The organism is Cupriavidus sp. MP-37 (assembly GCF_020618415.1).
In the GTDB taxonomy this organism is placed as follows: Bacteria; Pseudomonadota; Gammaproteobacteria; order Burkholderiales; family Burkholderiaceae; genus Cupriavidus.
In genome coordinates this window covers 1,694,243-1,705,943 of record NZ_CP085345.1, presented here as the reverse complement: position 1 = coordinate 1,705,943, position 11,701 = coordinate 1,694,243, and the positions used below count along the sequence as shown (strand labels likewise).

Genomic DNA, 11,701 nt, shown 5'->3' with positions numbered 1-11,701 from the left:
TGGAGGGGCTGGGAGCGACGGCGATGGGGCTGCCGCGGACCAGCCGGAGCCCGTCGGCGGCACCGGCCTGCCGGCTGCGCGCCGCATGTTAAGCGCCTGCACCATTGGCCGGCAAGACCGATGATCTCACTTCGGCAAATCTGTGGCAGAACTTGAGCACAGACTTCCGGGGGGTAGCGCATGCGTGGCTTTCAGGCCTGCGGTGGCTGCGCGAGCGTGGCCTCGGCGCATTCCCGCAGCCATGCAAGCAAGGCCTGCCGGCGCGTATCGTGCTCGAACGGCGCGGGCGACAGCAGGTGGTAGGCCGAGCCGTCGGCCGCAAAGCCGAACGGCGCGGCCAGCCGGCCGTCGGCGATCTCGTCGGCGGCCATCAACTGCGACGCCATGGCCCAGCCCAGGCCCGCCGCCGCCGCTTGCAGGCTCAGATAGAAGTGCTCGTACCAGGCGTCGCCGTCCAGGCGCAGGCGGGCCGCGTCATCGGGGCACGCCGCCTGCCAGCGCTGCCAGGCCTCGGACCGCGTGCGCGTGTGCAACCGCACCGGCGCCACCGCGGTCGCCGCGGCGCCCTGCGCAGGCTCGGGCCGGCACACCGGACCGACGCGTTCCTGCACCACCTCGCGCGCATGCCAGCGCGCATCGAAGGCAAAGTCGTTGCGCCGCAGCGCCAGGTCGGCGCCGCTGCGCGCAAAGTCGATCGGCCCGCCCGCGGCCATCAGGTGCAGCGGAATGTCGGGATGGCGCGCGGCAAAACGCGGCAGCCGCGGGATCAGCCAGCGCATAGCGATGGTCGGCTCGCACGACAGCACCAGGGCGCGCCCCGGCGGTTGCGTGCGGATGCGCGCGGCCGCGGCGGCCAGTCCCTCCATCGATTGCGTCGCCGCCGCAAACAGCGAACGCCCCGCCTCGGTCAGGAAAACGCCGCGGTTGCGCCGCTCGAACAGCGCCACGCCGAGCGTGTCCTCCAGCTGGCGGATCTGCCGGCTGACCGCGCCATGGGTCAGGTGCAGCTCCTCCGCCGCGCGCGCAAAGCTCTCGTGGCGCGCCGCCGCCTCGAAAAATCGGATCCATCCCAGCCAGTGCATCAGTCAGTTTTTCTCACGGAATCGGGCGAGTATATATCGGTTGTGGCGGCGCTTTCCGGCACGCAGAATTGGGTACGCTTTGATCGCCCAACCTGGCGATCGGCCCCAAAAACACAACATATCCTGACGCAATATGCCTGCCCTCGCCGAATCCCTGGCGGTCGCCACCGTGACCGTGCTGGCCGTGATCAGTCCCGGCCCGGACTTCGCCATGGTCACCCGCAACAGCTACCTGTACGGCCGCCGCGCGGGCTTGCTCAGTGCGCTCGGCATCGCCCTGGGCGTGCAAGTGCATGTGCTCTATACGATGTTCGGGGTGTCGCTGCTGATGGCGCACGCGCAGGGCGTGCTGACGGTGGTCAAGGCACTGGGTGCGGTCTACCTGGTGTGGATCGGCCTGCAGACGCTGCGCAGGCGGGACGCGCTGACGGTGGACCTGCACGGGGGCCGCGCGCTGGCTCCGCTGGCGGCGTTGCGCATGGGCTTGCTGACCAATGCGTTGAACCCGAAGACCACGCTGTTCGTCGTCAGCACCTACACCCAGGTGGTCAATGCCCACACGCCGGCACCGGCGCAGTGGGCCTATGGCGGGTTCATGTCGGTGGCGCACCTGGCATGGTTCAGCGTGGTCGCCCGGGTGTTCACCGCGCCGGCGCTGCGCGCCGCCATGCTGCGGCGGCAGCGGCTGCTGGACCGCGCCATCGGCTCGGCCTTGTGCGGACTGGGTGTGGCGCTGGGTTTCAGCAACCTGGCGTAGGGCTCGCAGGACCCGGCGCGGCCAGCGGCCAGGCCTGGCGCAGCAGGTGTTGCGGGCCCTGCGGGCCCAGCTGGCTCTCGAACAACACCAGCCGTGCGACGCGCCACGGCGCACTGGCCAGCGTGCGCTGCGCATCCAGCCAGGCACGCAGCGCGCTCTCGGGCACGGCCGGCTTGCAGCGCGCCAGGGTCACGTGAGGATGGTAGCGCCGCCGCTCCGGCAGGAAGCCGGCCGCGTCGGCCAGTGCCTGCCCCACCTCGGCGTGCAAGGCGCGCAGTGCGTCCAGGCCCGGACCGGGCGCCAGTCCGGCCCACAGCACCGAGCCGGGACCGCTGCGGAAGCGCCCGGTGCCATACGCCTGCAGCGTGAACGCGGGGGTGCGCAATGCCGCGAGCGCGGCGCCGAGCTTGTCGGCGGCCTGCGCGGCTTCACCCAGGTCTGCGCCGAGGAAGTGCAGGGTCAGGTGGACCTGCGCGGGCGTCGCGGCGCGCACGCCGGGTGCGGCAGGCAGCGTGGACAGCAGTCCTGCCGCCTGTGCCGGCGGTACTTCCACCGCGATGAACAGGCGTGCCATCGCTACGCGGCCGGCCTCAGCCCATCGTCGCGGCGATGCCCTCGCGCCGCAGCAGGGCACGCTTGCGCTCGATGCCGCCGGCATAGCCGGTCAGCGCGCCGGCGCTGCCGAGCACGCGATGGCACGGCACGATCACCGACAGCGGGTTGCGGCCGACCGCGCCGCCCACCGCGCGCGCATGCGTGGGCGGCAGCCCCAGCGTGCGCGCCAGTTCGCCGTAGGATGCCGTGGCACCGCACGGGATCTCCAGCAGCGCCTGCCACACGCGCTGCTGGAACGGGCTGCCGGCAAAACGCACCGGCACGGTAAAGGTGTCGCGGCGGCCGGCGAAATACTCGGCCAGCTCGGCGGCGGCGCGGTCCAGCACCGCGGCGTCGGCCGCCGGCACGTCGCGGCTGTCGGCAATGCCGGCCGGATGGTACTTCTGGCCGGCGAAGAAGAGGCCGGTCAGGTGCCCGTCGCGCGCGCGCAGCAGCACGGTGCCCAGCGGGCTGTCGATATGGCGATAGCTGGTCATGGGATGGTCTCCGGTTGCGCCGCAGCCGGCGGCGCGTCCTTCATCGCTTCGTAGCGATGCCACAGGTGGATCGCGGCGTAGGCGCGCCACGGCGCCCAGTGCGCGGTGCGTTCCTGCATCGCGCGCACGGTGCTGACGCCCAGCGCCTTGCGCAGCGCATAGTCGGTGCCGGGGAAGGCATCGGGCCAGCCCAGCGCGCGCATGGCGACATACTGCGCGGTCCAGTCGCCGATGCCGTCGATCTCGCGCAATGCCGCTACCGCCTGCTCCGGCGCCGCATGCGGGTCGAGCACCAGCGCGCCGTCGGCCACGCGGCGGGACAGGGCCTGCAGCGTGCGCAGCTTGCCCGGCGACACCCCGGCCTCGCGCAGCGCAGCCTCCGGCAGCGCGACCAGCGCCGCTGCGCTCGGAAACGTGTAGCGCAGGCCGTCCGGCGGCGCGCCGTCCAGCGCCTGCCCCGCGCGCTGCGCCAGTGCGGCCAGGATGCGCCGCGCATGCACCACGGAAATCACCTGCCCCACCACCGCGCGCACCGCGATCTCGAAGCCATCGACGCAGCCCGGCAGGCGCACGCCAGGCATCGCCGCGGCCAGTTCGCCCAGGTGCCGGTCGACCACGTCGGGGCGGCAGCCCAGGTCGCATAGCCGGCGCACCTTGCCCAGCGCTTGCGGGATCACGCGCGCGAGCGATGCCGACAGCGTCACGCGCAGCACCAGCCGGCGCGGCACATGCTCGATGCGCACCCAGCCAAGGTGGGCGCTGCCGCCGGCTTCGACCCGTAGCGTGCGCAGGTAGGCGCCGTCGCGGATGGCCTCGATGCCGTCGACCGCGCGCGTGGCGAGGAAGCGCAGCCACGCCTCCCAGGCGAACGGCGGGCGGTAGCCGAGCTCGAACACCAGCCGGTCGGCCACGCCGTCGGCGGCACGCCGGCGCAACGCCAGCGGCGTCAGGCCGTAGCGGGTCTTCAGCACATCGTTGAAGCGGCGCACGCTGCCGAAGCCCGCCGCCAGCGCCACGTCCGTCACCGGCAGCGCGGTATCGGCCAGCAGCCGCTTGGCCAGCAGCAGGCGCTGGGTCTGCGCGTATTCCAGCACCGACACGCCGAACTGGGCGTCGAACAGCCGCCGCAGGTGGCGCTCGGTCACGCCGATGCGCGCTGCCAGCGCGGCCACGCTGCCGTCGGCCATGAAGCCTTCGTCGATCAGCGTGGCGGCGGCCTGCGCCAGCCGGCCGGAAATATCGGCCAGGCCATGCCCAGGCGCCAGCTCCGGGCGGCAGCGCAGGCACGGGCGGAAGCCGTGTTTCTCGGCCGCGGCGGCGCTTTCATAGAACGAGCAGTTCTCGCGCTTGGGGGTGCGTACCGCGCACACGGGCCGGCAGTACACGCCGGTCGACGAGACGCCCACGAAGAAGCGTCCGTCGAAGCGGCGGTCGTGCGAGGCCACGGCCTTGTAGCAGGTATCGGGATCCAGGTTCATGACGGCATGCTACCGCCAGATGCCGCAGCGCATCGGCTGGTTTCGGACATTTCCCTCTGGCGCGCCGGGATGGCTTGGGGCACAGTTGCCCTGCCCTCATCCTTGCCACCGGAGACTACATGCGCCGCACCGCCCTGCACCTGTCACTGCTTGGCTCGCTGGCCTGCCCCCTGGCGCTGGCGCAGCCTTCGACAGCGCCCGTGCAGGCGACGCAGGTGGCGTCGGTCGAAGGGATTACCGAACACCGCCTGCCCAACGGCCTGCGCATCGTGCTGGCCCCCGACGCCGCCAAGGCCACCACCACCGTCAACATCACCTACCTGGTCGGCAGCCGCCACGAGAATTACGGCGAGACCGGCATGGCGCACCTGCTCGAGCACCTGCTGTTCAAGGGCACGCCGTCGCTGCCGGGCAAGACCATCCCGAGCGAGTTCGCACGGCGCGGCATGAGCGTGAACGGCACCACCGCGCAGGACCGCACCAACTACTTCGAGACCTTCACCGCCAGCGACGACAACCTGGACTGGGCGCTGCGCATGGAGGCCGACCGCATGGTCAACAGCGTGATCGCGCGCGCCGACCTCGACAGCGAGATGACGGTGGTGCGCAACGAGATGGAGATGGGCGAGAACAGCCCCGGGCGCATGCTGATGCAGCAGACCATGGCCGCCGCCTATCGCTGGCACAACTACGGCAAGGCCCCGATCGGCGCGCGCAGCGACGTGGAGAACGTCAGCATCGACAACCTGCGCGCCTTCTACCGCCGCTACTACCAGCCCGACAACGCGGTGCTGGTGGTGGCGGGCAAGTTCGATCCCGCCGCCACGCTGGCGCGCATCGCGCGCTATTTCGGGCCGATTCCGCGCCCGCAGCGCGTGCTGCCGCCGGAGCCCACGGTCGAGCCCGCGCAGGAAGGCGCACGCGAACTGGTGGTGATGCGCCCGGGCGACACCCGCCTGGTGGCCGCGCAATACCATGTCAGCCCCGGCGCGCATCCCGACACCACCGCGCTGTCGCTGCTGACCATCATCCTGGGCGATACCCCCGGCGGCCGGCTGTACAAGGCGCTGGTGGAGCGCGGCCAGGCCGCGTCGATCGGCAGCGCCTTCTATGCGATGAAGGATCCCGGCGCGCTGCTGTTCATGGCGCAGGCCTCGAAAGACCAGTCGCTCGCCGCCGCGCGCGCGGGCCTGATCACGCAGATCGAGGGCTTTGCCGAAGCGCCCGTGACCGAGGCCGAGCTGGAGCGCGCGCGCGTGCGCATGCGCAACGCCTACGAGCAGTACATGAACGATCCCGGCGCGCTGGGGATTGCGCTGTCCGAGGCCATCGCCAAGGGCGACTGGCGCCTGTTCTTCCTGGCGCGCGACCGCATCGAAACCACCACGCTGGCCGACGTGCAGCGCGTGGCGCTGAACTACTTCCAGGCCTCGAACCGCACCCTGGGCATCTTCCTGCCGGCCGAACAGCCGCAGCGCACGCAGGTGCCGGCAGTGCCCGACATCGCGGCGATGGTCAATGGCTACCAGGGCCGGCCGGCGTTGGCCGCGGTGCCGGCATTCGATCCCAGCCCCGCCAATATCGAAGCCCATACCACCCGCCAGACGCTCGCCAACGGCATGCAGCTGGCGTTGCTGCCCAAGCCCGCGCGCGGTGAAGTGGTGCACGGCGTGCTGGTGCTGCGCATGGGCGACGCGCAGAGCCTGCAGGGCCTGACCACGGTAGGCGCGCTCACCGCCGCCATGCTCCGGCGCGGCAGCGCCGGCATGGACCGCCAGCAGATCGCCGACCGCATCGAGGCCCTGCGCGCGCGCGTCGGCATCGCGGGCGGCTCCGAGCAGGTGACGGTCAGTTTCGAGACGCGCCGCGCGCATCTGCCCGAGCTGCTGGCGCTGTTGCGCGACCTGCTGCGCGCGCCGACCTTCCCCGAGGCCGAATTCGAAACGCTGCGCCAGACCAGCATCGCCGAGCTCGAAAGCGTGCAGCGCGAACCCGGCGTGCTGGCCTCCAATGCGCTGGGCCGGCACGGCGACCCCTACCCCGCGGGCGACCCGCGCCATGCGCGCACCATCGCCGAGAATGTTGCCGACCTGCGGGCGGCCACGCTGGCGCAGGTGCGCGATTTCCACACCCGCTTCTACGGCACCGGCCATGCGCAGCTGAGCCTGGTCGGCGACTTCGATGGCCCCGCCGCGGCAGCGCAGGCGGCAGCGTTGTTTGGCGACTGGACCGCGCCGCAGCCGTATGCGCGCGTCGAGCGGCCGTTCGTGCCGATCCCGCCCGCCGAGTTCACGCTGCCCACGCCGGGCAAGGCCAACGCCGTGTACCTGGCCACCGCCCCGATCGACCTGACCAACGATGCGCCCGACTATGCGCTGATGATGATTGCCAACCGCGTGCTGGGCGGCGCCAGCCTGCGCAGCCGGCTGGCGGACCGGTTGCGCCAGCGCGACGGTGTGAGCTATGGCGCAAGCAGCTGGGTGCAGGTGGGCGCGCTCGACCGGGCCGGCCGCTTCGGCGTGCGCGCGCAGTATGCGCCGCAGAGCCTGGCGCGCGTGCAGCGCGCGGTGAACGAAGAACTGGAGCGGCTGGTGCGCGACGGCATTACCGCGCAGGAACTGGCCGAGGCCGTCAGCGGCCTGCTGCAGCAGGGCATGGTCAGCCGCAGCAACGACGCCGCGCTGGCGGGCGCGCTGGCCAGCCAGCTCTACCTGGGCCGCACCATGGCCTTTACCGCGGAACTCGAACAACGCCTGCGGGAGGCTACCCCGGAAGCCGTCAATGCCGCCATCCGCCGCTATATGCAGCCGGGCATGCTGTCGCGCGCCTATGCCGGCGACTTCGCCGGCGCGGCGGCGCAGGGCGGTGCAGCCGGCCAGGCAGCGGGCACGCCCGCCAGCACCGCGACCGGTTCGACCGCCGGCGGCAACGAAGCCGGCGAAACGCCACCTGCGCGCCTCTGACATGCGCCTGACATGGATCGGCAACCATACTCGCCGGGCGTGGCGCCATCCGCGGGCGGGCAACGCAGCGCCAGGCCTTGCCCCGACCCCGGGTTGACTGTATATTCGTACAGTATAAGTCGATATAAGAGGTGTGGATGTCAATCGTGCGAGCTGGCAGCAAGGCAGAAGCGCTCAGGCTTCTGGCCTCGGAAGGCGTGCTGGCGCTTGAGCTGGACTACGAGACCGGATGGCAGGACGCCGTCGAACTCGGCAGGCTCGGAGAAAAGCGCGGTATCAAGGTGCAGTATCGCGGACAAGAAAGCATCGCCGTCCGTTCCCGCGAAGCCCTGATCGAAGGGCTGGCCAAACCCAAGGCCACATTCCGTCAACGCAATCTTTATTGCCAGTTCGATCTCGGCACGCTGGCGGACCATGAACTGCTCGACCTCGAAGCCAAGGCCACGCGGCTCGGGGACTATATTCTCGCCGGCCACCTGCTGCGCGAGGTCGATGGCGTGTGGCCGCAATAAAGTGGCCGCAATAAGCGGCGTAAACGCGCCTGCGTTCACCAGAAAGTAAAGAAGCCGCCCTGCAGGCGGCTTCCGTTACGTTGCGCCGGTCACATTGCGCCGGTCACACCGGTCACGCCAGTCACGCGGATCAATGCCAGACCCGCGTCGCGTTGGCCCAGCGCGCGGCGCATGACTGTGCCACCGGCGCGTCGATGACGTCGTTGGCGGCATCCTTGGCCGGTGCCGCCGCGGAGGCCTCCAGCGCGGTGCGCCACAGCACCGCCGACACCAGCGTCTTGCACTGGCGGCGCTCGCCATGCGCCAGCGCCAGCAGGCGCTCGTAGCCATCGATCACGATCAGCCGGTCGCCATGGCGCGGCTGCAGCGTGAGCGTGAACAGGTGGTCGCAGTCGCACTGCATGCGGCCGCCGCTGACCGCCACCACGATGGCGCCGGGCAAGGCGATGCCGCTGCCCTGCACCTCGGCGCGCAGCCGCGCCAGGTGCGTCTGCGCGCGCGGGTCCGGGGCGGCGCCAACGCTGGCCGCCATCTGTGCCGGCAGCGCGCAGAGCGCCATCAGCTCGGCCGGCGATACCGCCAGCGTGTACGCCTGCAGCGTAGGGCGATAAGTCGCCACCACCGCGCGCAGCCGGTGCGTCGCGCCGTCATCCTGTCCTGCCTGCGGCGCAGCGTCGCGCCTGCGGAACTGCATCGTGTCCATGTCGACTCCTGCCACGCGGGCCGTTGGGGGTCAGTCGCGCAGCAGGTGCTTGGCGATGATCATCTGCTGGATCTGCGTGGTGCCTTCGTACAGGCGCAGCAGGCGCACATCGCGGTAGAAGCGTTCGGCCTTGTATTCGGCGATATAGCCGGCGCCGCCGTGGATCTGCACCGCGCGGTCGGCGACGCGGCCGACCATCTCGGTACAGAACATCTTGGTGCACGAAGCCAGCATGCTGACTTCCGGATCGCTCTTGCCGGCGGGCTTGGCGTCGTAGCGCTGGGCGCAGTCGCGCACCATCGACAGGCCCGCGTAAAGCTCGGCCTGGCTGTCGGCCAGCATCGCCTGGATCAGCTGGAAGTCGCCGATCGGGCGGCCGAACTGCTTGCGTTCCTTGGCATATGCCACGGCATCGGTGATCAGCCGGTGCGCCATGCCGCAGGCCAGCGCCGACAGGTGCAGGCGGCCGCGGTCGAGCACCTTCATGGCGGTCTTGAAGCCCACCCCCGGCACGCCGCCGATGATATTGGCGGCCGGCACGCGCACGTTCTCCAGCACCACGTCGCAGGTCTTGGTGCCGCGCTGGCCCATCTTCTTGTCGGGCTTGCCCAGCGAGATGCCCGGGGTGTCGGCCGGCACGATGAACGACGAGATGCCCGCGGCGCCCGGGCCGCCGGTGCGCGCCATCAGCGTGAAGGCGCCCGCGCGCGGCGCGTTGGTGATGAAGCGCTTGGTGCCGTTGATGACGTAGTGGTCGCCGTCCAGTTCCGCCCTGGTCTGCAGCGAGGCCGCATCGGAGCCGGCGTTGGGCTCGGTCAGCGCGAACGAGATGATCATCTCGCCGCTGGCGATGCGCGGCAGGTACTGCTGCTTCTGTTCCTCGGTGCCGTCCATCAGGATGCCCTGCGAACCGATGCCGACGTTGGTGCCGAACACCGAGCGGAAGGCAAACGCGGTATGGCCGAGGTCGTAGACCACATCGCATTCCTGCGCCATCGACAGGCCGATGCCGCCGTAGCTCTCGGGGATGGAGATGCCGAACAGCCCCATCTCCTTCATGTCGGCGACGATGTCGGCGGGCACGTCGTCGGTTTCCTCCAGCGTGTCTTCGGCGGGCTTCAGGCGTTCGTCGATGAAGCGCTGCACCGAGGCGCGCAGCAGGGCAAAGGATTCTTGGTCTAGGGCCATGGTGATTCTCCGGGTCAAGCCAGTACGTCAGTCTGGCCGCCTATGGTACGCCGGTGGCGCGATTTGACAATCCATTGGATCTTGGACAGAAGCGTCAGAAAAATTTGACAATCCGCCGCCCCACCCTTCAGGTGACGGCCAGCAAGCCGGCGCTGCCGATGGCCAGCGCCGCCAACGCGTCGCCCGCAATCAGCCCCCCGCCCAGCAGCGACGCGGTGTTCATGTCCGGCGGCAGGCCTTGCCGGCGAGCCCCGTAGGCACCGAGCGCCGCCCCGACGCTGGCCAGCACGCCGCCCGCGGCCATCCATGCCGCCGCCGCCAGGTTGACGAAGCCGCCGAACGACGACGCATAGGGCGAAGGCAGGATCACCGCATCGAGCACGAAATCCGCCGCCTGGCCGCCGCGGCTGGATTGCGCAAAGCGCTGCCAGGCAGGATGGCCCAGGATGGCACGGCGCAACAGCGCCGTGGCCAGCCCGAGCCCCAGCCCCGCCGCCACCGCCAGGTACTGGCCGGCACGGTCCTGCGACAGGCCGTGGAGCACGCCCACGATCTTGTAGGTCATGGCCGACGTCCAGCGCGCCGGCTGCTGGTCGGCCGGCAGGCTGGTCTGGTCCAGCGCCAGCACCGGGTACGCCTGCAGGAACAGCCGCGCCATCGCCACCGCGACCAGTGCGCCGACCACGATCCCCGCCACCTGGTAGCCGAACTGCACCATGCGGTCGCTGCCCAGGCGCCAGCCGGTGGAGCGGTCCTGCTGCATGTCGCTGGCTTCGGCGGTGGCCACCAGCAGCACGGTGGCGGCGATCAGGCCGACCTGCGGCGCACGCAGGCCGGCAGCAGCCATCAGGATCACCGACAGCACGAACGCCGACGAAATCGGGTTCTGGTCGACCATGCCGACCGAGATGCCGTTGACCAGCGCGAACACCAGCGCCAGCAGCACCGCGATCAACTGGAATGCCAGCGGCTGCCCGAACCACGCCATCCCCGCCGCCACCGTGGCCGCGCCCCACAGCAGCGCCCAGGCCGCCACCCAGCCCATGCCCGGCCCGCGCCGCGGCGCGGTCTGTTGTGGCGGGCGCCCGGTCCGCCAGCGCCGCCAGGCCTGCACCAGCAACTGCGCCAGGTCGACTACGGCCGCGCCCATGATCATGCCCAGTGCCACCAGGAACGTGGCCTTGCGGTAGGGCTCGCCCGGCGCGAGCCAGCCGGCGTCGACGAACCACGGCGTCATGGCCCAGCCGGCCAGCCCGCCCACCAGCGCCGCCACGCCCACGCGCGCGCCGACGATCATGCCCGCGCCGAAGGTGGCCGCGGACAGGTCCAGCGCGGCCAGCCCCGGCACGCGCCCGGCCCCCAGCCCGCTGGCCAGGCCCAGCGCCATGCCGCCGCCGAGCCGCGCCACCGAGCGCCGCAGCAGCGCCGGATCGGTCAGCGCGCGCAGGATGTTGGCCACTGCCAGCCCCGAGGGAAAGGTCAGCTGCATGCGGTCCACCAGCAGCGGCGTGTACAGCATGCCCACGCCCACCCCGAACATGCCGATGCACAGCAGGTACAGCACCAGTTGCCACAGTGGCGGCTGCGCCATGCCCAGCCACGCCATCGCCTGCAAGACCACGGCCATGCCGCCCATGCCCGCCACCGACGCCGCCGCGGTCTGGATGTAGTTGGCGCCATGGCGGCCGGACGCGCCATAGCCGGCCGTCACCACCGAGCCGAGGATGCCCGCCAGCACCTGCCCGCCGACAAAGAAGCCCAGCGAGAAATTCATGTACGCCGCGGCGACGCCACCCAGCGGCCCCAGCACCAGCATGCCGGCCGCGCCCAGCATCAGGTGGTATTGCCAGCTGCCCGGCGATGGCAGCCAGGCCGCGCGCGGCGCGGCATCGGAGGGCAGGACGGGCATGGCGCGGCGCCTTCAGCA

10 protein-coding genes are annotated in these 11,701 nt (G+C 71.1%); 3 read left to right on the top strand and 7 right to left on the bottom strand.

Translation table 11 applies throughout. From position 1 onward, the window contains the following. Positions 1–191 precede the first annotated feature (191 nt). On the bottom strand, positions 192–1,082 hold the full coding sequence (locus tag LIN44_RS24055) for a LysR substrate-binding domain-containing protein (protein WP_227314767.1): 891 nt from the start codon (positions 1,080–1,082) through the stop codon (positions 192–194). 133 nt (positions 1,083–1,215) lie between these two features. On the opposite strand from LIN44_RS24055, the gene LIN44_RS24050 reads away from it, so the two are divergent. Beyond that, positions 1,216–1,839, top strand: a complete 624-nt coding sequence (locus tag LIN44_RS24050) for a LysE family transporter (RefSeq protein ID WP_227314766.1) — start codon at positions 1,216–1,218, stop codon at positions 1,837–1,839. Here LIN44_RS24050 and thpR read toward each other — a convergent pair. The 3 genes from thpR to LIN44_RS24035 are packed head-to-tail and all read right to left on the bottom strand — an operon-like array spanning position 1,823 to position 4,408. Continuing rightward, the gene (gene thpR, locus LIN44_RS24045) at positions 1,823–2,413 is read right to left on the bottom strand and encodes an RNA 2',3'-cyclic phosphodiesterase (RefSeq protein ID WP_227314765.1); all 591 of its coding nucleotides are present in this window, start codon (positions 2,411–2,413) and stop codon (positions 1,823–1,825) included. The genes LIN44_RS24050 and thpR overlap by 17 nt on opposite strands. Before the next feature lie 16 nt (positions 2,414–2,429). Beyond that, positions 2,430–2,930 carry a methylated-DNA--[protein]-cysteine S-methyltransferase gene (locus LIN44_RS24040; protein ID WP_227314764.1) on the bottom strand — a complete coding sequence of 167 codons (501 nt, stop codon included), beginning with the start codon at positions 2,928–2,930 and terminating at the stop codon, positions 2,430–2,432. Next, the gene (locus LIN44_RS24035) at positions 2,927–4,408 is read right to left on the bottom strand and encodes an AlkA N-terminal domain-containing protein (protein ID WP_227314763.1); all 1,482 of its coding nucleotides are present in this window, start codon (positions 4,406–4,408) and stop codon (positions 2,927–2,929) included. The genes LIN44_RS24040 and LIN44_RS24035 overlap by 4 nt, the downstream gene beginning before the upstream one ends. A 119-nt stretch (positions 4,409–4,527) precedes the next feature. Between LIN44_RS24035 and LIN44_RS24030 the strand changes: the two genes are divergently transcribed. Both LIN44_RS24030 and LIN44_RS24025 read left to right on the top strand, forming a co-directional pair. Further along, entirely contained in the window at positions 4,528–7,371 is a 2,844-nt protein-coding gene (locus LIN44_RS24030) for a pitrilysin family protein (protein WP_227314762.1), read from the top strand. A 137-nt stretch (positions 7,372–7,508) separates the two neighbouring features. Beyond that, positions 7,509–7,883, top strand: a complete 375-nt coding sequence (locus LIN44_RS24025) for a hypothetical protein (RefSeq protein WP_012357073.1) — start codon at positions 7,509–7,511, stop codon at positions 7,881–7,883. A 130-nt stretch (positions 7,884–8,013) separates the two neighbouring features. Here LIN44_RS24025 and LIN44_RS24020 read toward each other — a convergent pair whose 3' ends face one another. The 3 genes from LIN44_RS24020 to LIN44_RS24010 all read right to left on the bottom strand — a co-directional run bounded on the left by LIN44_RS24020 (position 8,014) and on the right by LIN44_RS24010 (position 11,683). Further along, on the bottom strand, positions 8,014–8,586 hold the full coding sequence (locus tag LIN44_RS24020; protein WP_227314761.1) for a hypothetical protein: 573 nt from the start codon (positions 8,584–8,586) through the stop codon (positions 8,014–8,016). Positions 8,587–8,616: 30 nt separating this feature from the next. Beyond that, on the bottom strand, positions 8,617–9,774 hold the full coding sequence (locus tag LIN44_RS24015; RefSeq protein WP_227314760.1) for an acyl-CoA dehydrogenase family protein: 1,158 nt from the start codon (positions 9,772–9,774) through the stop codon (positions 8,617–8,619). A gap of 127 nt (positions 9,775–9,901) precedes the next feature. Beyond that, positions 9,902–11,683, bottom strand: a complete 1,782-nt coding sequence (locus LIN44_RS24010) for an OPT/YSL family transporter (protein WP_227314759.1) — start codon at positions 11,681–11,683, stop codon at positions 9,902–9,904. Between the last annotated feature and the right edge of the window lie 18 nt (positions 11,684–11,701).

Bases quoted from the DNA above. Each gene is read 5' to 3' on its own strand.
- LIN44_RS24055 (WP_227314767.1), bottom strand. From the start codon at position 1,082: ATGCACTGGCTGGGATGGATCCGATTTTTCGAGGCGGCGGCGCGCCAC.
- LIN44_RS24050 (WP_227314766.1), top strand. From the start codon at position 1,216: ATGCCTGCCCTCGCCGAATCCCTGGCGGTCGCCACCGTGACCGTGCTG.
- thpR (WP_227314765.1), bottom strand. From the start codon at position 2,413: ATGGCACGCCTGTTCATCGCGGTGGAAGTACCGCCGGCACAGGCGGCA.
- LIN44_RS24040 (WP_227314764.1), bottom strand. From the start codon at position 2,930: ATGACCAGCTATCGCCATATCGACAGCCCGCTGGGCACCGTGCTGCTG.
- LIN44_RS24035 (WP_227314763.1), bottom strand. From the start codon at position 4,408: ATGAACCTGGATCCCGATACCTGCTACAAGGCCGTGGCCTCGCACGAC.
- LIN44_RS24030 (WP_227314762.1), top strand. From the start codon at position 4,528: ATGCGCCGCACCGCCCTGCACCTGTCACTGCTTGGCTCGCTGGCCTGC.
- LIN44_RS24025 (WP_012357073.1), top strand. From the start codon at position 7,509: ATGTCAATCGTGCGAGCTGGCAGCAAGGCAGAAGCGCTCAGGCTTCTG.
- LIN44_RS24020 (WP_227314761.1), bottom strand. From the start codon at position 8,586: ATGGACACGATGCAGTTCCGCAGGCGCGACGCTGCGCCGCAGGCAGGA.
- LIN44_RS24015 (WP_227314760.1), bottom strand. From the start codon at position 9,774: ATGGCCCTAGACCAAGAATCCTTTGCCCTGCTGCGCGCCTCGGTGCAG.
- LIN44_RS24010 (WP_227314759.1), bottom strand. From the start codon at position 11,683: ATGCCCGTCCTGCCCTCCGATGCCGCGCCGCGCGCGGCCTGGCTGCCA.